Consider the following 24,090-nt stretch of genomic DNA (forward strand, 5'->3'; position numbering starts at 1 on the left):
CTCCCTAAGCATGTTCTGACGCGGTCACTGTAAGGATCGCGTAAAACCGGCTGCTTTCCCGCGGCACTCAGGACAAAATAGCGGCAATTTTGTACGAGAGAAAAAGATGAAAATCCTGCTTGTTGATGACGATGTTGAACTTGGCACCATGCTGAGCCAGTACCTGATTGCCGAAGGTTTTGAAACCCAGCTGGTGCTGACCGGCAGTGCCGGGATTGAAGGGGCGTTATCCGGACACTACACCGCGATGATTCTCGACATCATGCTGCCGGATATGAGCGGTATTGATGTGCTGCGTCAGGTGCGGCAGAACAGCCGCCTGCCGGTGATTATGCTGACGGCGAAGGGCGACAATATCGACCGTGTTATCGGCCTGGAGATGGGCGCGGATGACTACGTGCCCAAACCCTGCTATCCGCGCGAGCTGGTGGCGCGTCTGCGCGCGGTGCTGCGTCGCTTTGAAGATCAGGCACCGGTGCCGGATAAGAAAGAGGTCCTGCGCTGGGGCGATCTCAGCCTGAACCCGGCCACGCGTATCACCGAGTGGCAGGGCAAAGCTTTTGATCTCACCGCGTCTGAGTTCAATCTGCTGGATCTGCTGCTGCGCGCACCGGACCGCGTGGTGTCCAAAGATGAGCTGTCGGAAAAGGGGCTGGGCCGTCCGCGTGAAGCTTACGATCGCAGCGTGGATGTGCACATCAGCAATATCCGCCAGAAGCTGGCTGCGCTGACCGCAGACAGCGTGAATATTGAAACCGTGCGCAGCATTGGTTATCGCATTCGATGAAACACAGCTACCGTGGCCGCATGTTCTGGAAGATCCTGCTGGGCTTCTGGATTGTGTTTGTGATTATCAGCCAGCTGCTGTGGCTGGGCTTTACCTTGTCAGGAAACCGTCACGAGCCGCCGGAGATTGTGGCGGTACGTCGGATCGTTAATCTGCAAATGGCTTCGGCGGTGTCGGTACTGGAGCGCGGCGGCCCCAGCTCGCTCGACGATATGATGGCTGACTGGGAGCCGAACGATCGCCAGTTTTTCTCGGTGATTCAGCACGCCAGACCGGCCACTACGCCGGACAATGCGCCGCCGGAGACCTTTAATCAGCCGTTTCACGGCCCGTTTCCGCAGGTGATTGTACGCTGGGTGAAGGGCGCTGACGGTAAAGAGTACGAACTGCGCTATGACGTCAAAGGGCTGCGCGAAGACAGTTCAATGGGCGGCGGAGGCCCGCGTCGTATTCTGAATATCCCCGAGCCGATGTTTACCTTTGCCGGCGCGCTGGGGCTGCTGTTCAGTCTGCTGCTGGCGTGGAACCTGACGAGGCCAATGCGTCAACTGCGCGAGGGGTTTGCCCGCGTGTCGCGCGGTGATTTGTCGGTGCGGCTCTATCCGGTGATGCGCCGCCGCCATGATGAGCTGTCGATTGTGGCCCAGGATTTTGATGCGATGGTGGAGCGGCTGGATACGCTGGTGAAAGCGCGCGAGGAGCTGCTGCACGATATCTCCCACGAGCTGCGCTCCCCGCTGGCGCGCCTGCAATTAGCCACCGGTCTGGCGCGTCAGACGCCGGAGTCGGTAGCATCCTCACTGAATCGCATCGACGAGGAGGCGCGGCGTCTGGATAAGATGATCGGCGAACTGCTGACGCTGTCGCGCGCTGAGCATGAGAGCATGCCTGGCGAGCAGTATTTTGATCTGACCGGTCTGCTGCATGCGGTGGTAATCGATGTGCGCTACGAAGCGCAGATCCCCGGTGTGCACGTAGATTTTCTGGTGGATGAGAACGCGGATTACACCGTGCGCGGTAATGCTGAGCTGATCCGCCGCGGCGTGGAGAACGTGCTGCGCAACGCGCTGCGTTTCTCGCATCAGGGGCAGCATATCAGCGTACAGTTGCAGGCGGAGAATCAGTGGCTGGCGATTCGCGTGCGCGATCAGGGGCCGGGCGTGGATGATGAGAAGCTGTCGAGTATCTTCGATCCGTTCGTTCGGGTGAATTCGCCGCTGATGGGCAAAGGCTACGGGCTGGGGCTGTCGATCGTGCGCAAAGTGGTTCTGGCCCATCACGGCGAAGTTCAGGCGGTGAATCGTCCAGAAGGCGGGCTGGAAGTGACGCTGCGGCTGCCGCGCTGGAAGCAGGCGTAAATCATCACGTCAGGCGCAGGCGGTCAGGACGACCGGACAGATCGCAAAGACGGCATAAACCGTCCCTGGGCCTCGTCCCGCGCCATCCATGGCGCGGGACGCTTTGCTCCTCTGCCCGGTCGTCCTGCCCTCAAACAGGCACGGTGCGCTTTGCCAGAAGCGCTCGCCTGCAAATCATTCATCAGCGTGTGAAAAAACAAAAACGGCACCCATTGGGTGCCGTTTTCACGCAATCAGCGCGGTTTACTTCCTGATGCGGATAACCGGCGTTTCGCCCACGGTAACCTGACCGGAGAGTTTCACCAGGTCTTTGATCTCATCCATATTCGAGATCACGACCGGGGTCAGCGTGGATTTGGCTTTCTCTTCCAGCAGCGGCAGATCAAACTCGATCACCACATCGCCTTTTTTCACTTTCTGGCCTTCTTCAGCGATGCGTTTGAAGCCTTCACCTTTCAGTTCTACCGTGTCGATACCGAAGTGCACGAACAGTTCGATGCCGTTATCAGACTCGATAGAAAATGCGTGGTTGGTTTCGAAAATCTTGCCGATAGTACCATCCACTGGTGCAACCATTTTGTTGCCAGTAGGTTTGATGGCGATACCATCACCGACGATTTTCTCTGCGAATACCACATCAGGTACGTCTTCGATATTCACGATTTCGCCTGACAGAGGCGCAACGATATCGATAGTCCCTGACGCGCTCTCTGATTTATCGCCAAAAAGTTTAGAAAACAAACCCATGATCTTCTCCTAAGCAGTAATTTGGGGCCAGCGTCTCGTGGATCAGCAGAGCGTTTTTTCTTTGATGAACTTGTTCACCAGGTTCATCAAATCTTCCGCTGTGGGTTGAGCCAGAGCCTGCTCTGCCAGTGCCTTCGCATCTTCGAAATTGGTATTGCGAATGATCTTCTTGATGCTTGGGATTGAAATGGCACTCATGCTGAATTCGTCCAGCCCCATTCCCAGTAACAGTAGTGTAGCACGTTCATCACCAGCCAGCTCACCACACATGCCGGTCCATTTCCCTTCGGCATGTGATGCGTCGATCACTTGCTTAATGAGGCCCAGTACAGATGGCGTCATTGGGTTATAGAGGTGTGAAATCAAATCATTACCACGATCGACCGCCAGAGTATACTGCGTCAGGTCATTTGTCCCAATACTAAAGAAGTCGACTTCTTTCGCCAGATGGCGGGCAATCACTGCGGAAGCCGGGGTTTCCACCATGATGCCCACTTCAATGGACTCATCAAAGGCTTTACCTTCTTCACGCAGCTGTGCCTTCAGCATCTCCAGCTCAGCCTTCAGGAAGCGCACTTCTTCAACCGAAATGATCATCGGGAACATGATGCGCAGTTTGCCGAAGGAGGACGCACGCAGAATGGCGCGCAGCTGGGCATGCAGAATCTCTTTGCGGTCCATGGCGATACGAATCGCACGCCAGCCGAGGAACGGGTTCTCTTCTTTTGGCAGGTTCATGTACGGCAGATCTTTGTCGCCGCCGATGTCCATGGTACGCACGATCACGGCCTGGGAACCCATCGCTTCCGCCACGGCTTTGTAAGCCTGGAACTGCTCTTCTTCGCTTGGCAGCGAATCGCGGTCCATGAACAGGAATTCAGTACGGTACAGACCTACACCTTCCGCGCCGTTGCGCTCGGCACCGGCGACATCACGCACGGTACCGATGTTGGCGCACACTTCAACCTGATGGCCGTCCAGCGTAATCGCTGGCAGATCTTTCAGTTTCGCCAGCTCGTGCTTCTCAGACAGATATTGCGTCTGAATCGCTTTCAGCTCTTCCTGCACGTCATCGGTCGGATTGACGTAAATCTTGTTGTTCACGCCATCGATAATCAGGAAATCACCGTTTTTCACGGTAGCGGTCACATTGCCGGTGCCGACAATCGCAGGCAGTTCCAGCGAACGCGCCATGATCGAGGTGTGTGAAGTACGACCACCCAGATCGGTAATAAAGCCCAGCACCTTTTTCAGGTTCAGCTGTGCGGTTTCGGATGGCGTCAGATCTTTCGCCACCAGAATGGATTCGTCAGCAATGGCGCTCAGGTCAACGATATGCAGACCCAGAATGTTCTGCAGCAAACGCTTGCCGATGTCACGTACGTCAGCCGCGCGCTCTTTCAGATATTCGTCGTCGAGCTCTTCCAGCGCTTTCGCCTGGCCGTCAACCACAGAGTGGGCGGCAGCGTCAGCGGTTACGTGATCTTTTTTAATCAGGTCGATGATTTCCTGCTCAAGCTCTTCGTCTTCGAGCAGCATGATGTGACCTTCAAAGATCGCCGCTTTCTCTTCACCGAAGGTTTCACCGGCTTTCACACGGATGGCTTCAAGCTGCCCGGCTGCTTTGCTGCGACCGTCGAGGAAGCGCTGAACTTCCTGCTCAACCTGGTCGTCAGTAATCTTTTTACGGCTGATGACGATCTCGTCTTCCTTCAGCAGCAGTGCTTTGCCGAAAGCGATACCCGGTGATGCTAAAATGCCTGAAATCATAACCCTACCTTTTAATCACGATGGCTCATTGACCCAATGCGTTGCCACTGTCGCGGAGCAGTACTCTAAGGAAGCAATAACGCGGACAGGTTGTCCGCGATCAACATAATTGCACTCAATGGGGCAAAGGAGTCGGTTTAATGGCTTGCCGGAACGGAATTACTCCAGTTCAGCCATCAGTTTGACCAGATGCTCAACCGCCTGCTGCTCGTCTTCACCTTCTGCAGAAAGCGTAACAACCGTACCCTGAGTCAGACCCAGAGTCTGCAGTTTGAACAGGCTTTTCGCGCTGGCAGATTTGCCGTTAGAAGTAACGGTGATTTCAGACTGGAAAGCCTTTGCTTCTTTCACGAACTGAGCTGCAGGACGGGTATGGAGGCCGTTAGGTGCGGTAATGGTAACTTCTTGCTGGAACATTCTATTTCCCCAACTTTATCAGGTTTGGTGTTATGGATCTAAAGTCTAGCCTGGAGCCGTAACTTTAGCCTGTGTAGGTGCGCTGGTACGGCATCACGCTGACCAAAAAATGCGCTTGAATGAAAAAGTCATTTTTTCGATGACGGATCAAAACTGCTGCAATACGTCACTCTGCTGATTATGCCGTGATTCGCCGTTTCACCAAATCAGTAAATCGATTCAGCTTGATCCACTTCAAAGGCAGATTAATTTCAGGCACCGAAATAATTGGCTGCTTAAATACCAGAGCCGCATCACTGAAATCAATCTGCCCGGTGGTAAAAGTGAGATCTGCGCCACAAAAAAGCACCCATTTGGGTGCTTTTTTCATCATTTTCAGACTCTGTCGTTTACTGTTGCAGCTCTTTTTCGGTGAACAGATCGGCAAACAGTGCGGTACTGAGATAGCGTTCGCCGGAAGAGGGCAGAATCACCACGATATTTTTATTGGCGAAGGCTTCATCTTCCTGCAGCTTAAGGGCAGCCGCCACCGCTGCACCGGAAGAGATACCGGCCAGAATGCCTTCCTCTTCCATCAGCTGACGCGCGGTGCTGATCGCTTCTTCATTGGTGATGGCCACCACGCGGTCAATCAGTTTCAGGTCAAGGTTGCCCGGAATAAAACCGGCACCGATGCCCTGAATCTTATGCGGACCCGGTTTGATCTCTTCTCCCGCCAGCGCCTGCGCGATGACCGGGGAATCCGTAGGCTCAACGGCCACGGTGATCAAATCCTGCTTGCCTTTGGTGTTCTTAATGTAGCGGCTCACGCCGGTCAGCGTACCACCGGTGCCCACGCCGGCAATGAACACGTCTACGGCGCCGTCAGTGTCTTCCCAGATCTCCGGGCCAGTAGTCTTTTCGTGAATTTCCGGGTTGGCCGGGTTGCTGAACTGCTGCAGCAGCACATATTTGTCCGGATCGCTGGCAACAATCTCTTCTGCTTTAGCGATGGCGCCCTTCATGCCTTTTGGCCCTTCGGTCAGCACCAGATTGGCGCCCAGCGCTTTCAGCAGCTTGCGGCGTTCAATCGACATGGTCTCAGGCATGGTCAGCGTCAGCTTGTAGCCGCGCGCAGCGGCGACATAGGCCAGCGCAATGCCAGTGTTGCCGCTGGTTGGCTCTACCAGCTCAACGCCCGGTTTCAGAATACCGCGTTTTTCTGCGTCCCAAATCATATTGGCACCGATACGGCATTTAACGCTGAAGCTCGGGTTACGCGACTCGACCTTCGCCAGAATGCGTCCATTACCGATGCGGTTCAGTCGAACCAGCGGCGTATGACCAATTGTCAGAGAGTTGTCTTCATAGATCTTACTCATAGCCCGTCCTTAACTGTATGAAATATTGGGAACCCTCAGAGCATACCTGTTCTGACCCCCGGCGGAAGGAAAGAAATCGTATATCTATATAGCCTGCGACCATAAGCCTGATGCAAAAATGCATAAGGCTTTTTGATGCATTATAGATGACGCGCATGCTGGCTGCGGTAGCGATCGACCCACATGGCGGTCGCGCCGCATACTGCGACCGGCATGATGGCGAGATTGAGGATCGGAAGCATGGTGAACAGACTGACCAGCGCGCCAAACTGCATATTGGCGGTTTTATGCTGACGCAGCGCGTTACGCATCTGAGGAAAACTGACTTTATGGTTGTCGAACGGATAGTCGCAATATTGTATTGATAGCATCCAGGCGCTAAACAGAAACCACAACACCGGCGCCACGGTCTGGCCAAAGCCGGGGATAAAATAGAGCAGCAGCAGGCCCAGTGCGCGCGGCAAATAGTAGCCGAGCTTCTGTAACTCGCGCTTCATGATGCGCGGGATGTCTTTCATCATGCCGAGCCAGCCACTGTCCGGCAGGGGTTTTCCGGTCAGACGCCCTTCCAGCTGCTCCGCCAGCAGGCCGCAAAACGGCGCGGCAATCCAGTTGGCGATGGTGGAGAAGAAATAGCTGAATACCAGCACAATCGAAATCACCGCCAGCGGCCACAGCAGATAGCTCAGCCACTGCAGCCAGTCCGGCACGTGCGACATCAGCTGTGGAATCCACTGGCCGAGGCGCTGAAACAGCCAGATAAACGCACCGCCCAGCAGCACAATGTTCACCAGCAGCGGGATGATGACGTAGCGGCGGATACCGGGCAGACGCACCAGTTTCCAGCCCTGGGCAAAATAATGAATACCATTCATGGATGAGACCGAATTCTCAGCGGGCATAGCGAGCCTTTCTCCTTTATGTAGCGGCGCCAACATCATAACCTGGCTTTTTATCGGTGACAGGCGCACTTTGCGCGAAAAAACAGCAAAAAAGCGTGGGGCAGCTATCTTATTTGTCAGAAAATACTGCACAGACTTGCACTTGTGTAGCTGGGCAAATACAGTTAGAGGATAAAGTTTGCCGTGGTGGCAAGGTATTGGAACAACAGAGAATACAATGATGCAGGATTTGCGTCTGATATTAATCGTTGTTGGCGCGATCGCCATAATAGCGCTGCTTCTTCACGGACTGTGGACCAGCCGTAAAGAGCGCTCTTCCGTGTTTCGCGATCGCCCGCACAAACGTCTGAAACAGCGTGAAGAAGCGGATGACGATGATCTGCTGAACAGCGAAGACGATGGCGTCGGCGAAGTACGCGTGCGTCGTCAGCGTGATGCCGAAGACGAGCCGCAGTTCGATGCGCCGGTCACCAAACCTGCTGCTCCGCGCGCGCCGGAACCGGTGCGTCAGCCGTTCCCACGCCAGGAAACGCCGTTAAGCGGCGATCCGCTGCTGGACGATGAGCCGGTACGCCAGCCTGCACCTGCACCTGCGCCACAACAACCGCAGGCGCCGGTGGCGCAGCCCGTGCCACAGCCACAACCGATTCAGGCCGATCCGCTGCTGGATAATGAACCGCTGTCCGCCACCCAGCCGGCACCGGAGTTTACCGCCGCCGAGCCGGAGGTTAAACAACCTGAACCTGCGCCTGTGCAGGAAGCTGCACCGCAACCGCAGCCCGCTGCGCCGGGTAGTAAAAAAGAAGCGGTGCTGGTGTTGCACGTTGCCGCGCATGCCGGTGGCGCACTGAACGGTGAAGCGCTGCTGCAGGGCATTCTGCAGGCCGGCTTCCAGTTTGGTGAAATGAACATTTTCCATCGCCATCTCAGCCCGGCCGGCAGCGGTCCGGTGCTGTTCAGCCTGGCAAACATGGTTAAACCGGGTTCGTTCAATCCGGATGAAATGGGCGATTTCACCACGCCGGGCGTCTCGATCTTTATGATGGTGCCGTCCTACGGTGACGCCAATCAGAACTTTAAGCTGATGCTGCAATCGGCACAGCGCATCGCCGATGATGTCGGTGGCGTGGTGCTGGATGATGAGCGTCGCATGATGACACCACAAAAGCTGGAAACCTACAAAGCACGCATCCGCGAGGTTATTGGCTAAGCGCCGCCAGCAGTATCACCCTTTAACTAAATAACCCCCGCTTGCCGGGGGTTTTTTATCGGACGAGAGAATATGACATCGGTTCAGGAGCAGATCACCGCGCTGCGCACCACGTTACGCCACCACGAATACCTCTATCACGTGATGGATACGCCGGAAATCCCGGATGCAGAATATGACCGATTGATGCGCGAACTGCGTGAGCTGGAGAGTGCACATCCCGATTTAATCACCCCGGATTCTCCCACCCAGCGCGTGGGCGCGGCACCGCTTGCCACCTTTGAACAGGTGCGCCACGAAGTGCCGATGCTGTCGCTCGATAACACCTTTGATGAAGCCGGATTTCTTGCCTTCAATAAGCGCGTGCAGGATCGCCTGAAAAGCACTGACGATCTCACCTATTGCTGCGAGCTGAAGCTGGATGGTCTGGCAGTAAGTTTACTGTATGAAAACGGCCTGCTGGTGCGTGCCGCCACGCGCGGCGATGGCACCACCGGCGAAAACATTACGGCGAACGTGCGCACCATTCACGCCATTCCGCTGCGCCTGCACGGCGACAATATTCCGGCGCGGGTAGAAGTGCGCGGCGAAGTATTCATGACCGAAAGCGGCTTTGAGAAGCTGAATGAGGAAGCACGACGCACCGGCGGCAAAGTGTTTGCCAACCCGCGTAATGCGGCGGCCGGCTCGCTGCGCCAGCTCGATCCGCGTATCACCGCGAAACGTCCGCTGACCTTCTTCTGCTACGGCTTTGGCCTGCTGGAGGGCGGCGAAATGCCTGCCAGCCACTGGCAGCGTCTGCAACAGTTTAAGGCCTGGGGATTACCGGTCAGCGATCGGATTCGTCTGGTGCACACCGCGGATGAAGTGCTGGCGTTTTATCGTCAGGTTGAGCAGGACCGTCCGTCACTCGGCTTTGATATTGACGGCGTGGTGATCAAAGTCGATTCGCAGGCGCTGCAGGAGCAACTGGGCTTTGTGGCGCGCGCACCGCGCTGGGCGGTGGCATTCAAGTTCCCGGCGCAGGAGCAGATGACGATCGTGCGCGACGTCGAGTTTCAGGTCGGACGTACCGGCGCGATTACGCCGGTGGCGCGCCTTGAACCGGTGCAGGTCGCGGGCGTGATAGTCAGTAATGCGACGCTGCACAACGCCGATGAAATCGCCCGGCTGGGGCTGCGTATCGGTGACAAAGTGGTGATTCGTCGCGCCGGTGACGTGATTCCGCAGGTGGTCAACGTGGTGGAATCTGAGCGTCCGGCGGATGCGCGCGAGATTGTGTTCCCCAGCCACTGTCCGGTGTGCGGCTCTGACGTAGAGCGTGTGGAAGGCGAAGCCGTAACGCGCTGTACCGGCGGGCTGATTTGCGGCGCGCAGCGCAAAGAGGCGCTGAAGCACTTTGTCTCACGCCGTGCGATGGACGTGGACGGCATGGGCGATAAAATCATCGACCAGCTGGTGGAAAAAGAGTACGTCAAAACCCCGGCCGACCTGTTCCGTCTCACCGCCGGCAAGCTGACCGGACTGGACCGCATGGGGCCCAAATCGGCGCAAAACGTGGTGGACGCGCTGGAAAAAGCCAAATTCACCACGCTGCCGCGCTTCCTGTATGCGCTCGGCATCCGCGAAGTGGGTGAGGCGACGGCGGCCAACCTGGCGAACCACTTTGGCGAGCTGGAAAAGGTCATGAACGCCGATCTCGATGCGCTAATCGCGGTACAGGACGTCGGCAAAGTGGTGGCAGCGCACGTGCGCAACTTCATGGAAGAGGAGAGCAACCGTGAAGTGATCCGCCAGCTGACGGAGGAGGTGGGCGTGCACTGGCCGGCGGTGGTGGTGATCAAAGCCGAAGAGATCGACAGCCCGTTTGCTGGAAAAACCGTGGTACTGACTGGCTCGCTGTCGCAGATGAACCGTGACGATGCCAAAGCGCGGCTGACGGCGCTGGGGGCCAAAGTCAGCGGCAGCGTATCGAAAAAAACCGATCTGCTGATCGCCGGTGAGGCCGCCGGTTCCAAGCTGGCAAAAGCGCAGGAGCTGGGGATTGCGGTGATCGATGAAGCCGAAATGATTCGGTTGCTGGGCGCCTGAGATGGATAAGCAGCAGCTGGTTGAGATTGCCAATACCGCGATGCCGTTTGGCAAATACAAAGGGCGGATGCTGATCGATATGCCGGAAGAGTATCTGCTGTGGTTTGCGCGTAAAAATGAGTTTCCCGCCGGCAAACTGGGTGAACTGATGCAGCTGACGCTGGCGATCAAAATCGAAGGCTTACAGGGCTTAGTTAAACCGCTCAAGCGCAGTGAATAAGTGACAGGCCCGCAATTGCGGGCCTGATGTTTTATGACTTCTGCGCTTCAATCTGTTGCTTCGCCAGCTTCTTCTCATTACCGGCTTTATAGCGCTGGGCAATGAATGAGCACACCATCAGCTGGACCTGATGGAAGATCATCAGCGGCAGGACAATAATCCCCACTGCGCTGGCCGGGAACAGAATGTTAGCCATCGGCACGCCGTTTGCCAGGCTCTTTTTCGAGCCGCAAAACAACACCACAATCTCATCCGCACGGCTAAAGCCAAACAGCCGGGAAGCGCCAAGGTTGATCGCCAGTGCGACGAACAGAATCAGCAGGCTGCCAGCCAGAATCCACAGCAGGGTATCAACGCCGACGCGGTGCCAGATGCCGTTAACCACCGCTTCACTGAACGCCGAATAGACCACCAGCAGAATCGAGGTTTGATCGGTTTTGCCAATCAGGCTGCGATGCTTCTCCACCCAGCCACCAATCCAGCGGCGTGCCAGGTGTCCCAGTACAAAGGGCACCAGCAGCTGCAGCATGATTTTACCAATCTGCTCCAGACCGTTACCCGGCGCATCGCTGTGCACATTCATCACCAGGTTAACCAGCAGCGGCGAAATAAAGACACCCAGCAGACTGGAGGCGGAGGCAGCACACACCGCCGCGGCAACGTTACCGCCCGCCATGGAGGTGAAAGCAATCGCGGACTGCACCGTCGCCGGCAGGATACACAGGTAGAGGAAACCGGTGTAAATCTCCGCGCCGACGTTAACCGGATGCCACCACACCAGCAGCAGGCCAAGGATCGGGAAAATCACGAAGGTACTGCACATAATCCACAGATGCAGTCGCCAGTGGCTGCTGCCGGCGATGATCTTCTCACGCGACAGTTTGGCACCGTGCATGAAGAACAGCAGGGCGATGGCCGCAGTGGTCAGGTATTCGAAGAAATCGACAAACCCGCCTTTGGCCGGAAAGAAGCTGGCCAGCAGCACGGTGATGATGAGTTTGACCATCATCGGGTCAAGTCGTAAAAAGCCCATTGTTACAATCCGGTTAAATGTAATAAATGATGCTGCTGATTGTGCGTCAGACGCGTTTAGAAATAAAATTGATTTATTGCATTAATCTATGAGCGTAATCGATGAATTACACCTTACGACAGCTGCGCACCTTTGTGGCGGTGGCGCAGCACGGCAGTTTCAGCCAGGCAGGGCAGGCGATTGGACTGAGCCAGTCGGCTGTCAGTCATAGCATTAAAGAGCTGGAAGCGGAGATGGGTGTAAGGCTGCTGGATCGCACCACGCGCGAAGTGTTACTGAGTGAAGCCGGACAGCAACTGGCAACGCGGCTGGAACGACTGCTGGAGGAGCTCAATACCACGCTGCTCGATGTGCGCAGCTATGGCGAGCAGCGCAGCGGCACGGTGCGCGTGGCGGCCAGCCAGACGCCCTCGGCGCATCTGATGCCGCAATGTCTGGCCAGCAGCCAGTTGCGTTACCCCGACATTCGGGTAATTCTGCACGACCGCGTGCAGCAGTGGGTATTGCAGAGCGTGCGCAATGCGGAAGTCGATTTTGGCATCGTCATCGGTCCGCTGCAGGATGCGGATTTCGATAGCGAGGAGATTCTGCAGGAGCCGTTTTTACTGTTGTGCCATCAGGATGATGCGCTGGCGCAGGTGCCGCAGGCCCAGTGGTCAATGCTGGCTGGTCGCGCTATGGTGCTGCAGGATTACGCGTCGGGCAGCCGATTGCTGGTCGATGCCGCATTGCAGCGGCTGGCGCTGAACGTGCAGGTGGTGCAGGAGATTGGCCATCCGGCCACGCTTTATCCGATGGTGGAAGCGGGCATTGGCATCAGTATCTTACCGGCACTGGCGCTGCCGCTGCCGTCCGGACGTAAGCTGACGGTGCGCCGGCTCTATCCGGAGATCAATCGCAGCCTGATGCTGATTAAACGCAAAAACCGGTCACTTACGCCGGCAGCGGAGGCTATCTGGCAGGAAGTGCGTCAGCAGGCGGCGCTGCTGACGCAGGATCGCGCGCTTAATCCGGCGTTTTAAACATAAACGTCAAGTTGGTTGCTGTCGGTTGGGCGGTTGATGCCATCCGCTTTCACTGCAGTAACCTCCTGTTTCTCCTGCTTCTGCTCCGCTTTCTCCTTTTCCTGCTTCTGCAACTGCTGGATTTGCGCCTGCAGCAGCTGAATCTGCGCGTTAATCGTCTCCTGCTTATCCTTTCTTTGCTTCTCGGTCAGGCTTTTGTCCTTCGCGATGTCTTTCAGTTCATCGTTCAGACTGGCGATTTGTTTGGTCAGGCTGGCGATTTTCGAGGCGCTATCGCTACTGCCGGATGCGCTTCCGGAGCCGGAAGTACTGCTGCTGCCAATATTGGTATTGGTCGAAATGGTGGTCATAACGTTCTCCTTGCAAATGTGCCCTTTCGTTATCGGAACGCAGCCGCTGCGGCTTGAGGGTGAGAGGTGTTAAATTTGCGAAAAGGTTTCGTCAGGAACGAGGGCGGAAGGGGATAGAGCGGGCACGGCCTCAGGCAGAGCGGGTTCTTTCTTCACAGCTGAAGCGAAAAAGCGCCCTGAGAATGTAAGAGCGGTCAGATAAGGCAACCGCAAGTCGCACACTATTCGTAGCGGCGCGATTCATCGCGCAATAAATTGCGCCGCTACCAAACGTGCAACCGTGGTTGAATGCAGTTTCAGCTTAACTGGCAGCCTGGGGGAACGTGAAGAAACGAAAAAAGCGCCCTGAGAACGTAAGAGCGGTCAGATATGGCAACCGCAAGTCGCACACTATTCGTAGCGGCGCGATTCATCGCGCAATAAATTGCGCCGCTACCAAACTTGCAACCTTGGTTGAATGCAGTTACAGCTTAACTGGCAGCCCGGGGCTAGGATGTGAAGAAACGAAAAAAGCGCCCTGAGGGCGCTTTTTCCTGAATTTGGTGGGTCGTGCAGGATATGCCTCGGCCCATCCGGGGCCTCGCCCTGCGGGTGATGCTGGCGCATCAGCCTGAATCGCTCCCGGCGATTCAGTCGAACCTGCAGCAGGTTCTCATCCTGCACGTTCAGCATCGGCACACAGAAACGAAAAAAGCGCCCAAAGGGCGCTCTTTTCTGAATTTGGTGGGTCGTGCAGGATTCGAACCTGCGACCAATTGATTAAAAGTCAACTGCTCTACCAACTGAGCTAACGACCCGAAGTGGTGGGTGATGACGGGCTCGAACCGCCGACCCCCTCCTTGTAAGGGAGATGCTCTACCAACTGAGCTAATCACCCACTTCGGTACTGCTTAACAAGAGTGTCATCTGACTAAGATATGGTGGGTGATGACGGGCTCGAACCGCCGACCCCCTCCTTGTAAGGGAGATGCTCTACCAACTGAGCTAATCACCCATATCTTATCTCTTGTTCACTGCGGGCCATCTCATTGAGAGTGGTGGGTGATGACGGGCTCGAACCGCCGACCCCCTCCTTGTAAGGGAGATGCTCTACCAACTGAGCTAATCACCCCCGCTGTGTGGAGTCGCATTATAGGGATCCTTCGAAGTGAGTCAACGCTTTTTAAAACATAAATGTGCGTTCGCTTTAAATTTAGACATCATGCAGCGCTTTTAGCCAATGTGCTGGTTTTATTAGCAGAAAAACGCACTTCTGCCCGCGCCGCCAGTGTGACAGTGATTGAGGAATCAGCCTCACCTGCTAGAATATGCGCACTGTTTTTCCGCGTTAACCCGTTTTTTTGTCATCCAGACAACGAAACCTGCGCATTTAAGGCAATGCTGAATGAAAATCAAAACTCGCTTCGCACCCAGCCCGACGGGCTACCTGCACGTCGGTGGTGCGCGTACTGCGCTTTACTCATGGCTTTATGCTCGCCATAACCAGGGCGAATTCGTCCTGCGTATCGAAGATACCGACCTGGAGCGCTCCACGCCGGAAGCGATCGAAGCCATTATGGATGGGATGAACTGGCTGAATCTCGACTGGGATGAGGGCCCGTACTACCAGACCAAACGTTTCGACCGTTATAACGACGTTATCGACGAAATGCTGGAAGCCGGTACTGCTTATAAATGCTATTGCTCGAAAGAGCGTCTGGACGCGCTGCGTGAAGAGCAGATGGAAAAAGGCGAGAAGCCCCGTTATGACGGCCGCTGCCGCGACAGCCATGAACATCATGCTGCCGATGAACCGTGCGTGGTGCGCTTCCGCAACCCGCAGGACGGTTCGGTGATTTTTGACGATCAGATTCGTGGTCCGATCGAATTCAGCAACCAGGAACTGGATGATCTGATCATCCGCCGTACCGACGGTTCACCGACCTACAATTTCTGTGTGGTGGTCGACGACTGGGATATGGGCATCACGCACGTTATTCGTGGTGAAGACCATATCAACAACACGCCGCGTCAGATCAACATCCTGAAAGCGATTGGTGCGGAAGTGCCAACTTACGCGCACGTATCCATGATCCTCGGCGATGACGGTAAAAAGCTGTCCAAGCGTCACGGCGCGGTGGGCGTCATGCAGTATCGCGACGACGGCTACCTGCCGGAAGCGCTGCTTAATTATCTGGTGCGCCTCGGCTGGTCACATGGCGATCAGGAGATTTTCAGCGTGGCGGAAATGACTGAACTGTTCACCCTCGATGCGGTGAGCAAATCGGCCAGCGCCTTCAACACCGAGAAACTGCAGTGGCTCAACCATCACTACATTAATACGCTGCCGCCGGAATATGTCGCGACCCAGCTGCAGTGGCACATCGAGCAGCAGAATATCGATACCCGCACCGGACCGGAGCTGGCGAAGCTGGTGACGCTGCTGGGTGAGCGCTGCAAAACGCTGGTCGAAATCGCCGCGTCCTGCCGCTACTTCTATGAAGAGTTTGACGCGTTTGATGCGGATGCAGCGAAAAAGCATCTGCGTCCGGTGGCGCGTCAGCCGCTGGAAGTGGTACGCGACAAGCTGGCAGCCATCAGCGACAGCGACTGGAATGCGGAAAACGTGCATCACGCCATTCAGGCTGCTGCGGATCAACTTGAGCTCGGCATGGGCAAAGTCGGTATGCCGCTGCGCGTTGCCGTAACCGGTGCCGGCCAGTCGCCTGGACTCGACGTGACGGTGGAAGCCATCGGCCGCAGCCGCAGCGTGGCGCGTATCGAAAAAGCGCTGGCGTTCATCGCGGAGCGTGAAGCACAGGCCTGATTGAGCTGAACAGCGGCCTGTCAGGCTGCTGTGATAAGGCAGGCAACAAAAAAGCCGGAAGCATCTCACTGCTTCCGGCTTTTCTATTCTTCCTGGATTCCTAACCGCTGTAATACGCCCCTGATCCCTTCCCGCAATAACAGCGCCGCCAGTTGTTCCTGTTCGGTGGCCGTCATTTGCTGGACAGAATTTATTAATAACGCAGGTAACGTATTTTGCTGAGCGCCGTAATTCGCCGCCGGTTCGTTTGCATGGCGGGTGGACTGAATGAAGCTTTTGACACGCTCATCAATGTGGATTAATCGCGCCTTACCGCCCTGTACACCGGGCTTGGGCGTGGTCGTCCAGTTTTCACGCTTGATCCATTTATTCACCGTCTGCCGACTGTAGCCCGTTTCCAGCGCGAGCTCTTCGGGAGTGAGCCATTCCTTTTTCACGATGCTGTCCCTGTTAAATACATTAGCTCTACATATTACAACAAAACGTTACGGGGAAAAGTAATCAAGGCAGAAAATGCCTTTTGCTGTGCGACAAAAGGCAAAATCGGTTTACTGCGCTTCGCTGACCGCCGCCTGTGCCGGACGGAAGGCGAGGAAATAGGTGAGGCCGACAAAGATCGCACCGCCCACACCATTGCCTAAAAATACCGCAACCACGTTAGGTGCAAATTCTGCCCAGCTCATCTGACCGGCAAAAATTGCGGCAGGCACGATAAACATGTTGGCCACCACGTGCTGGAAACCGATTGCCACGAAGGCCATCACCGGGAACCACATGCCGAAGATTTTGCCGACCATATCTTTACTGGCGAAGGCCAGCCACACCGCCAGACACACCAGCCAGTTGCAGCCGATGCCAGAGATGAACGCGTGCATGAAATCGGCGTTCACTTTGGCATGCGCGATCGCCACGGTTTTCTTCAGATAGTCGCCTTCGGTCATGCCGAGCAGATGGCCGAAGAACCATGCTACCGCAACGCTGCCAATAAAATTGGCGATGGTGACCCAAAACCAGTTACGCAGCACGCTGAAACCGCTAATGCGGCGCGCGAACCAGGCAATGGGCAGCGTCATCATGTTGCCGGTCAGCAACTCGCCACCCGCCAGCACGGTCAGAATCAGTCCGACCGGGAATACCGCCGCACCGAGGAAGCCGGCAAACGAGCCCCATTCAGCAGGCAGCTGGTTAATAACGTGCAGATCGAGCAGGAAGCCGGTGGCGATAAACGCGCCAGCCATAAAGCCAAGAATTAATAAGGTGGAAACCGGCAGACGGCTTTTAGCCACGCCGGCCTGAATCGCCAGTTGCGCGATCTCTTTAGGTGTATGCAGCGACATAGTTCACTTTTCTTTTATTAAACAAGGAGGACGTGCTGGCCGGTTAGCGAGTGAATACCCTGGACGGCTAACCGGTTAATTAGCGCGCTAAGTTTTACACGCACCATTAACGAAAACAAGCCTGACGCTAACATCTTTAACCTAAAGTTAACCTCGGCGTGGCGCACCGTTGAGGCGGCGTTGAGATAACGGCTGAGGGCAGGGATGATGAGTACGCGCTGCGCTGAAAAAAAAGCCACGGCGACACAGGGTTGCCGCCTTTTTCAGCGATCGCACGCAGAACGAGAATTTGCCGTTGACACTCAAACAGCGGTCTCATATTATGCCGTCCGTCGAGGTAACTCGGCGGTTTTTTCGGTACGGGGCTATAGCTCAGCTGGGAGAGCGCTTGCATGGCATGCAAGAGGTCAGCGGTTCGATCCCGCTTAGCTCCACCAAACCGCTCCCAACGGTTTGCACTGAAAAAACGAATTCCAGATGTGGGGGTATAGCTCAGCTGGGAGAGCGCTTGCATGGCATGCAAGAGGTCAGCGGTTCGATCCCGCTTATCTCCACCAATTCTCTGTTCGTTCAGAACAAACGTATTCAAAACCCGATAATAATACTGCCCGTTTGCGCAGTGTGACGTTGTATTCGCCGACTGGCTGCGCGCAATGGCGCTGACCTGCAGCGCCTTTCCGTGTTAAACCGTCACGGCCTGTGGCTGCAGCTGCAGCACACGAAAACCGTGGGTACCGTCGCGATCCAGTTGCGCCACCAGACCATATTCCCAGTCGAGATAGGCCTGCATCACGTCCGGTTCAATATCGGTGCCTTCGTACGGGCGGCGATAACGATCGATGGGCGGCGAGAGCAGGCGCTGCTCGCCCTGTTCGGTGGGCAGACCGGCGGCACGCCAGGCTGCATTGCCTCCCGCCAGCACCCGCACCGGTTTGCCGGTCAGCGTGACAATTTGCTCCACGGCATAGCTGGCCAGCAGACTGCTGCCGCAGGTCAGCACATAGCGGCCAGCATCGGGCAGTAGTGCCTTGCCCTGCTGCTGCAGGGTGGAACGCAGCAGCCAGGCCGCACCGGGAATATGGCTGTTGCGGTAATTGGCGAGCGTGGTGAAATCCAGCACCTGCGTGTCGCCAGCCGCCAGCCACTCGGCCAGCTGCGCGGGGGAGATCGATTCCGGCGCAGCAACCGGCGCGACCTGCGGCTGCCAGCTGCCGACAGCGCTGAAATCGCTGGCCTGCAATGCGTCAAGCACCGCCACCTGCCAGCCAAGCTGCGCCAGCCAGGAGCCAGTCATATTGGCGCGGACACCGTCATCATCCACCAGCACAATACGCGCACCACGCACGCTGGCGTAATGATCGGTCTCCTGTACCAGCTGGCCGCCCGCCACGTGGCGGCTGCCCGGCAGATGACCGGCGGCGTACTCTTCGGCATCACGCACGTCAAACAGGTAGGTGGTGCGTGCTTCCTGCTGCCAGCGCGTCAGCGTCGCCAGAGGAATGCGCGTCACGCCGGCGCGATCGGCAATGGCGCGGGCCTGGCTCGCGGCCTGACGTTGCGCGGTTTCGCTGGCGTTGCCATAGCGGCGGCTCTGCCCATGCTCCAGCGCATGACCGGCCAGCGTCCAGCCAATGGTGCCGTTGCGCAGCGCGAATACCGGATTACGAATACCGGCATTGACCAGCGACTGCGTGCCAATAATGCTGCGCGTGCGTCCGGCGCAATTCACAATCACCGTGGTGTGCGGTGAGGGGGCTATATCGCGTACGCGCAGCACCAGTTCGCCGCCCGGTACGCTGGTGGCGCCCGGAATGCTCATGGTGTGATATTCATCGAAGCGCCGCGCATCCAGCACCACCACGTCGGCATCATCGCTAATCAGCGCCTGTACCTCATCGGCGGAGAGCGAAGGCGTGCGGGCATGATGTTCCACCAGTTCGCCAAACGCTTTGCTGGGTGAATTAACATCGATAAACAGCTCGCCGCCAGCCGCCTGCCAGCCGGCTAAATCATCGGCCAGTAGCGTGACCTGTTGATAACCCAGTGCGGCGAGACGTTCAGCGGCGGTCTGCGCCAGGCCTTCGCCGTTGTCATACAGCGTAATGGCGGTGTGACGTTGAGGAATGCGGTCCAGCAGCTCCAGCTCCAGCTTTGACAGCGGAATGTTGACGGCAAACAGCGGGTGCCCGGTGGCAAACAGCGCCTCATCGCGCACGTCAATGATCGCCACTTCCTGTTGCTGACGCAGCGCTGTCAGCAGTTCCGCCGCCTGGCGAAACGGGAAAACCGGTCTAGTCATGTGAAAGGTCCCAAATGTTAGGTAGATAACGGTTGCTGTAACCGGAAATGAAGCGTTTTTCGTGGCCGTCGGCGCTGTAGACCGCGCGCTCAACCGCGCCGATATTCGCGCCATATACGTGGATACTGACAGAGACGCGATCGTCAAAGGCGTTGCTGACGCAATGGATATCACCGACCGTCGGCGACACCGCCTCCACGCTGCCGGGTTCAAGCCGCACCGGCGCACCTTCCGCCTGTAAACCGTGCGGGCCCGGCTGCCACGATTGTGAAATCTCGGCGCCGCGCAGCATGCCAATCAGGCCCCAGACGCGGTGATCGTGAATCGGCGTCTGCTGACCCGGCCCCCAGACAAAACTCACCACGGAAAAGCGCTGCTGCGCATCGGCATACAGCAGATATTGCTGATAGTGCTGCGGATGGGGCTGGGTAAACGCCTCATCCAGCCAGTCATCGTGGCGAATCAGTTCGGCCAGCCAGCCGCTGCCCTGCCGCAAAATGGTCGCTTCATCCGGCTGGCTGTCGAGCAGGGTGGCCAGCCGGGCGACGAAGGTGCGCAGGCGATGGTGCTGATAATCACTCATGATTTGTCTCCCGGCGCGTGCTGGGCGATGCGGTTAGCGGCGGCGGACAGGCTGAAGTCAAACGCCTGGCTGACATCGACCTGCTTTGGCAACACCTGATAACGATGGAAAAAGTCGGCGGATTTCTGCAGCGTGGCAATCAGGTGCGTATCAAACACCAGCGGGCGGATGCGCGCATCGTCAATCCAGCTGCGGGTAATGGCGGGGGGCATATTCAGGGTTTGGCTCAGCACGCCGGCGAATTCCTGCGGATGGTGTTGCGCCCAGATTTGCGCCTTCGCCAGTCGCGCCAGCAGATCAGCAATCGCTTCCCGCTTGCCGGCGTCCTGCAACGCTTCATTACGGGCCAGTGCGTAGGAGTAACCAGACATAATGCCTTTACCGCCGCCGTCCGGTACGCGCACCGTGCCGTCGATGGCGGTCGAGGTGGCGATATAGGGCTCCCACGGCGCCCAGGCCGCAACCGCACCGGACGTCAGCGCCGCGCGGCCATCCACCGGTCCAAGGAAGCGCAGCGTGACATCCTGCGGCGTCAGGCCAGCGCGCTCCAGCAGGCCAAGCAGCAGATAGTGTCCCCAGCCGCCGCGGTTGACCGCGATCTGCTTACCTTTTAAATCCTGCAGCCGGTGAATGCCGGCGTCGGGGCGGGTCAGCAGGGCGATGCTGTCCGGGTTATTCTGCCAGGCACCCACGGCTTTCACCGGCGCGCCTGCCGCATAGACAAACAGAAACGGCAAATCGCCGGTGAAGCCAACGTCGAGCGCCCCGGCATTGAGCGCTTCCTGCACCGGCGCGCCGGAGTCAAAGGCGGTGAGCTTAAGATCGTAAGGCAGATTGTTCAGTTCGCCCGAGGCTTTCAGGGCGGCAAAACGATCGCCTTTCACATCGCCGAGGCGCAGCGTGACTTTATCGGCCGCCAGTAGCGGCTGGAGTGACGCGAGGGCCAGCGCAACACCGGCAAACAGAGCGGCGAGACGCATCAGGCGCTCCTTTTTTCAGTTGCGCTGAGCGCAGCCACTTTTTCACGCGTCAGCGGCAGCAGTTCACGGCCGTATTCCACCGCGTCATTCAGCGGGTCAAATCCGCGAATCAGCACGCTATGAATGCCGAGGCGATAGTAATCCAGCAGCGCCTCAGAAACCTGATCCGGCGTGCCGACCAGCGCGGTGGAGTTGTAGCCGCCCTGCACCAGTTTTGCCACGCCGGTCCACAACACTTTGTCGTGGCGTTCGCTCTCATGCGCCGCCGCCAGCAGACGCTGCGCACCGACACTCTGCGGCTTCGGCAAACCAAAGGTATAGCCGGTCTCCGCCAGCTGCTTCTCTGCGGTGGCGCGGATATGTTCGGCGCGCTCCCAGGCTTCTTTTTCGGTGTTACCCAGAATAGGCCGGAAGGAGATGTTAAACGCAATCTGGCGCCCCTGCGCCGCCGCCGCCGCACGCACGTTACGTACCGTTTCAGCCGCGCCTTTTAACGGTTCGCCCCACAGCGCGAAGACATCAGCATGCCGCGCCGCCACGTCAATCGCCTCCGGTGACGATCCGCCGAAATAGATCGGCAGCTTATGTTGCAGCGGTTTGATGGCAGAGAAAGCCCGCTCAGCCTGGTAAAACCGGCCCTGATGGTCGTAAGGCTGTGGCGACTCAAGGCTCTGTTTCAGCACGCTGAGAAATTCGTCGGTGCGCGCATAGCGTTCAGCCTTGCTGAGAAAATCACCGTCGCGGCGCTGTTCGCTGTCGCTGCCGCCGCTGATAATGTGCACGGCCAGTCGGCCGTCGGTGAGATGGTCGAGCGAAGCCAGCTTGCGGGCCGCCAGCGTGGGCGCGACAAACCCCGGACGGTGCGCCAGCAGGAATTTAATCTTCTGGGTATGCGCCGCTGCGTGAGCGGTGACCAGAAAACCATCGGGTTGATCGGACCAGTAGCCGACAAGGATGCGGTCGAAACCGGCCGCTTCATGGGCGCGGGCAAAGCGGGCGATGTAATCTTTATCGAACAACGTGCCGGATGCGGGAATGATTTCTGAGGCAAGCCGGTGGCCAATCATGCCAAGGAACTGAATGCTCATGCGATTCTCCTGAGGTGAGGTCAGAAAGAAAAGCTACGGGCGCAGACGGCAACAACGGAAATTCGATATTGTGCAAAGGGTTTGCGGGAAACGGTGAAGCAGGGCGTGACGCGGCGGCAGGCTGACTGGCGCGGGATATAACGCTTAGGTATATAAAAGAAGAGAAGGGCGAGCCGCAGCCCGCCCTGTAGATCAGAAGCCCAGCACCAGACCGGCGATGGCGGCGGAAAGCACGCTCACCAGCGTCGAGCCGTACAGCAGTTTCAGGCCGAAACGTGATACCACGTTACCCTGCTCTTCATGCAGACCTTTGATCGCGCCTGCGACAATGCCGATGGAGGAAAAGTTGGCGAAGGAGACCAGGAACACCGACAGAATGCCTTCCGCATGCGGCGACAGCTGACCGGCGATTTTCTGCAGGTCCATCATTGCAACGAATTCGTTAGAAACCAGCTTGGTCGCCATGATGCTGCCCACCTGCAGCGCTTCGCTGGATGGCACGCCCATTACCCAGGCAAACGGATAGAACACATAGCCCAGCACGCCCTGGAAGCTGATGCCGAAGATGGTATCAAACAGCGCGTTGAGGCCGGAGATCAGCGCGATAAAACCAATCAGCATCGCCGCAACGATAATCGCCACCTTGAAACCGGCCAGGATGTATTCACCCAGCATCTCAAAGAAGCTCTGACCTTTATGCAGATCCTGCAGTTGCAGGTCTTCTTCGCTGTCCACGCGGTACGGGTTAATCAGCGACAGCACGATAAAGGTACTGAACATGTTGAGCACCAGTGCGGCCACTACGTACTTTGGCTGCAGCATCGTCATGTAGGCACCCACAATCGACATCGACACTGTCGACATCGCGGTAGCTGCCATGGTGTACATGCGGCGCTGTGACATTTTGCCGAGGATATCCTTATAGGCGATAAAGTTTTCTGACTGTCCCAGAATCAGAGAGCTGACGGCGTTAAAGGATTCCAGTTTGCCCATGCCATTGATCTTCGACAGCACGGTACCGATAGCGCGAATCACCCACGGCAGGATGCGGAAATGCTGCAAAATACCGATCAGGGCCGAGATGAAGACGATAGGGCACAAAACATTGAGGAAGAAGAAGGCCAGCCCTTTCTCGTTCATGTTACCGAACACGAAATTGGTGCCTTCTGCTGCATATTTGAGCAGATGATCAAACAGCCCGGCGAAACCTTTAACAAAACCAAGGCCTGCTTCGGAGTTAAGGAAGAACCACGCCAGCAGCACTTCAATCACCAGCAGCTGAACGATATAGCGAATCCGGATACTCTTACGATCGTGACTGACGAGTAACGCCAGCACGGCTACCACCACCAATGCTAAAAGGAAGTGCAAAATATGGGACATATCGGCTCCAAATTTGAGGAGGGTTGTATTTTGCTGCGTATTCTATGTAACGCGTTACTTAAAAACGAGATCAAAACCACAATATAAGTATTCGGTATCGCTTTATTTCTCAGATTAGTCTCACCGCTCACAACCTGTTTACAAATCGATCACAAGAAATATCCACAAAGAGATTGTCTATAATTTAACCCGGGAGTAGAGTGAAACCTGTTGCATAATTTTTAGCAAGCGCTAACTTTACCTTGTGGTATAGCAATGGCTATACTTTATAGCACCATCTATCAATGCGATAACTATAACCAAATTTCACTTGCCTTGAATGCCCCGTAAGCTTGATGGGTCA

Annotated in this window: 22 protein-coding genes, 6 tRNA genes and 1 other RNA gene; 9 read left to right on the forward strand and 20 right to left on the reverse strand. The window is 56.7% G+C overall.

Features of this window, described 5'->3' with window-relative positions; genetic code table 11:
• Positions 1–106 precede the first annotated feature (106 nt).
• Entirely contained in the window at positions 107–787 is a 681-nt protein-coding gene (locus tag F3J36_RS09910; RefSeq protein ID WP_021508079.1) for a response regulator transcription factor, read from the forward strand.
• On the forward strand, positions 784–2,145 hold the full coding sequence (locus F3J36_RS09915; RefSeq protein WP_166719599.1) for an ATP-binding protein: 1,362 nt from the start codon (positions 784–786) through the stop codon (positions 2,143–2,145). The genes F3J36_RS09910 and F3J36_RS09915 overlap by 4 nt, the downstream gene beginning before the upstream one ends.
• 243 nt (positions 2,146–2,388) lie before the next feature.
• Here F3J36_RS09915 and crr read toward each other — a convergent pair whose 3' ends face one another.
• From crr to cysZ, 6 genes are all read right to left on the reverse strand, one after another.
• Positions 2,389–2,892, reverse strand: a complete 504-nt coding sequence (crr, locus tag F3J36_RS09920; RefSeq protein WP_010617547.1) for a PTS glucose transporter subunit IIA — start codon at positions 2,890–2,892, stop codon at positions 2,389–2,391.
• Positions 2,893–2,934: 42 nt separating this feature from the next.
• Positions 2,935–4,662 carry a phosphoenolpyruvate-protein phosphotransferase PtsI gene (gene ptsI, locus F3J36_RS09925; RefSeq protein WP_125309124.1) on the reverse strand — a complete coding sequence of 576 codons (1,728 nt, stop codon included), beginning with the start codon at positions 4,660–4,662 and terminating at the stop codon, positions 2,935–2,937.
• A gap of 159 nt (positions 4,663–4,821) precedes the next feature.
• Positions 4,822–5,079, reverse strand: coding sequence for a phosphocarrier protein Hpr (gene ptsH, locus F3J36_RS09930; protein WP_007889063.1), 258 nt, complete (start codon positions 5,077–5,079; stop codon positions 4,822–4,824).
• A 178-nt stretch (positions 5,080–5,257) separates the two neighbouring features.
• Positions 5,258–5,452 carry a hypothetical protein gene (locus F3J36_RS09935; RefSeq protein WP_021508082.1) on the reverse strand — a complete coding sequence of 65 codons (195 nt, stop codon included), beginning with the start codon at positions 5,450–5,452 and terminating at the stop codon, positions 5,258–5,260.
• Between the two features lie 16 nt (positions 5,453–5,468).
• Positions 5,469–6,440, reverse strand: a complete 972-nt coding sequence (gene cysK, locus F3J36_RS09940; protein WP_021508083.1) for a cysteine synthase A — start codon at positions 6,438–6,440, stop codon at positions 5,469–5,471.
• A 140-nt stretch (positions 6,441–6,580) separates the two neighbouring features.
• Entirely contained in the window at positions 6,581–7,342 is a 762-nt protein-coding gene (cysZ, locus tag F3J36_RS09945) for a sulfate transporter CysZ (protein ID WP_166719600.1), read from the reverse strand.
• Between the two features lie 217 nt (positions 7,343–7,559).
• Here cysZ and zipA point away from each other — a divergent pair, with 217 nt between their 5' ends.
• From zipA to F3J36_RS09960, 3 genes are all read left to right on the forward strand, one after another.
• Positions 7,560–8,552 carry a cell division protein ZipA gene (zipA, locus tag F3J36_RS09950; RefSeq protein ID WP_166719601.1) on the forward strand — a complete coding sequence of 331 codons (993 nt, stop codon included), beginning with the start codon at positions 7,560–7,562 and terminating at the stop codon, positions 8,550–8,552.
• A gap of 72 nt (positions 8,553–8,624) precedes the next feature.
• The gene (gene ligA, locus F3J36_RS09955; RefSeq protein WP_088517106.1) at positions 8,625–10,643 is read left to right on the forward strand and encodes an NAD-dependent DNA ligase LigA; all 2,019 of its coding nucleotides are present in this window, start codon (positions 8,625–8,627) and stop codon (positions 10,641–10,643) included.
• A gap of 1 nt (position 10,644) precedes the next feature.
• Positions 10,645–10,863, forward strand: coding sequence for a DUF3820 family protein (locus F3J36_RS09960; protein WP_166719602.1), 219 nt, complete (start codon positions 10,645–10,647; stop codon positions 10,861–10,863).
• A gap of 31 nt (positions 10,864–10,894) precedes the next feature.
• Here the strand turns inward: F3J36_RS09960 and F3J36_RS09965 are convergent, their stop codons facing one another.
• Entirely contained in the window at positions 10,895–11,896 is a 1,002-nt protein-coding gene (locus F3J36_RS09965; RefSeq protein ID WP_021508088.1) for a bile acid:sodium symporter family protein, read from the reverse strand.
• Positions 11,897–11,997: 101 nt separating this feature from the next.
• Between F3J36_RS09965 and F3J36_RS09970 the strand changes: the two genes are divergently transcribed.
• Positions 11,998–12,918 (forward strand): LysR family transcriptional regulator, encoded by a 921-nt coding sequence (locus tag F3J36_RS09970; RefSeq protein WP_021508089.1) that lies wholly within the window; start codon positions 11,998–12,000, stop codon positions 12,916–12,918.
• Here the strand turns inward: F3J36_RS09970 and F3J36_RS09975 are convergent.
• The 6 genes from F3J36_RS09975 to F3J36_RS10000 all read right to left on the reverse strand — a co-directional run bounded on the left by F3J36_RS09975 (position 12,915) and on the right by F3J36_RS10000 (position 14,382).
• Positions 12,915–13,271 carry a FlxA-like family protein gene (locus F3J36_RS09975; RefSeq protein ID WP_021508090.1) on the reverse strand — a complete coding sequence of 119 codons (357 nt, stop codon included), beginning with the start codon at positions 13,269–13,271 and terminating at the stop codon, positions 12,915–12,917. The two genes, F3J36_RS09970 and F3J36_RS09975, sit on opposite strands and share 4 nt — an antisense overlap.
• A 540-nt stretch (positions 13,272–13,811) precedes the next feature.
• Positions 13,812–13,948: non-coding RNA, RtT sRNA (locus F3J36_RS09980), on the reverse strand.
• A 44-nt stretch (positions 13,949–13,992) separates the two neighbouring features.
• A tRNA-Lys gene (locus F3J36_RS09985) sits at positions 13,993–14,068 on the reverse strand.
• A gap of 4 nt (positions 14,069–14,072) precedes the next feature.
• Positions 14,073–14,148: transfer RNA gene (locus F3J36_RS09990), tRNA-Val, on the reverse strand.
• Positions 14,149–14,189: 41 nt separating this feature from the next.
• Positions 14,190–14,265, reverse strand: a tRNA-Val gene (locus F3J36_RS09995).
• Positions 14,266–14,306: 41 nt separating this feature from the next.
• Positions 14,307–14,382: transfer RNA gene (locus F3J36_RS10000), tRNA-Val, on the reverse strand.
• Positions 14,383–14,655: 273 nt separating this feature from the next.
• Here F3J36_RS10000 and gltX point away from each other — a divergent pair.
• On the forward strand, positions 14,656–16,077 hold the full coding sequence (gene gltX / locus F3J36_RS10005; protein ID WP_058758358.1) for a glutamate--tRNA ligase: 1,422 nt from the start codon (positions 14,656–14,658) through the stop codon (positions 16,075–16,077).
• Between the two features lie 83 nt (positions 16,078–16,160).
• Here the strand turns inward: gltX and F3J36_RS10010 are convergent, their stop codons facing one another.
• Complete coding sequence (locus F3J36_RS10010) at positions 16,161–16,514, reverse strand: YfeC-like transcriptional regulator (RefSeq protein ID WP_058758359.1); 354 nt, start codon at positions 16,512–16,514, stop codon at positions 16,161–16,163.
• 111 nt (positions 16,515–16,625) lie between these two features.
• Positions 16,626–17,414 (reverse strand): formate/nitrite transporter family protein, encoded by a 789-nt coding sequence (locus F3J36_RS10015; RefSeq protein ID WP_021508241.1) that lies wholly within the window; start codon positions 17,412–17,414, stop codon positions 16,626–16,628.
• A gap of 361 nt (positions 17,415–17,775) precedes the next feature.
• On the opposite strand from F3J36_RS10015, the gene F3J36_RS10020 reads away from it, so the two are divergent.
• Positions 17,776–17,851, forward strand: a tRNA-Ala gene (locus F3J36_RS10020).
• A 44-nt stretch (positions 17,852–17,895) separates the two neighbouring features.
• A tRNA-Ala gene (locus tag F3J36_RS10025) sits at positions 17,896–17,971 on the forward strand.
• Positions 17,972–18,096: 125 nt separating this feature from the next.
• On the opposite strand, the gene F3J36_RS10030 is transcribed toward F3J36_RS10025, so the two are convergent.
• From F3J36_RS10030 to F3J36_RS10050, 5 genes are all read right to left on the reverse strand, one after another.
• On the reverse strand, positions 18,097–19,713 hold the full coding sequence (locus tag F3J36_RS10030) for a rhodanese homology domain-containing protein (RefSeq protein WP_166719603.1): 1,617 nt from the start codon (positions 19,711–19,713) through the stop codon (positions 18,097–18,099).
• Complete coding sequence (locus F3J36_RS10035) at positions 19,706–20,296, reverse strand: cysteine dioxygenase (protein ID WP_166719604.1); 591 nt, start codon at positions 20,294–20,296, stop codon at positions 19,706–19,708. The genes F3J36_RS10030 and F3J36_RS10035 overlap by 8 nt, the downstream gene beginning before the upstream one ends.
• Complete coding sequence (locus tag F3J36_RS10040; protein ID WP_021508244.1) at positions 20,293–21,276, reverse strand: ABC transporter substrate-binding protein; 984 nt, start codon at positions 21,274–21,276, stop codon at positions 20,293–20,295. Before F3J36_RS10040 ends, F3J36_RS10035 begins: the two co-directional genes overlap by 4 nt.
• A complete protein-coding gene (locus F3J36_RS10045; protein WP_166719605.1) occupies positions 21,276–22,364 on the reverse strand; it encodes an LLM class flavin-dependent oxidoreductase in 1,089 nt (362 codons plus the stop codon). Before F3J36_RS10045 ends, F3J36_RS10040 begins: the two co-directional genes overlap by 1 nt.
• Positions 22,365–22,556: 192 nt before the next feature.
• Positions 22,557–23,747, reverse strand: coding sequence for a NupC/NupG family nucleoside CNT transporter (locus F3J36_RS10050; RefSeq protein ID WP_031279840.1), 1,191 nt, complete (start codon positions 23,745–23,747; stop codon positions 22,557–22,559).
• Between the last annotated feature and the right edge of the window lie 343 nt (positions 23,748–24,090).

This window comes from Pantoea sp. Cy-640, from assembly GCF_011752635.1.
GTDB lineage: Bacteria > Pseudomonadota > Gammaproteobacteria > Enterobacterales > Enterobacteriaceae > Pantoea > Pantoea dispersa.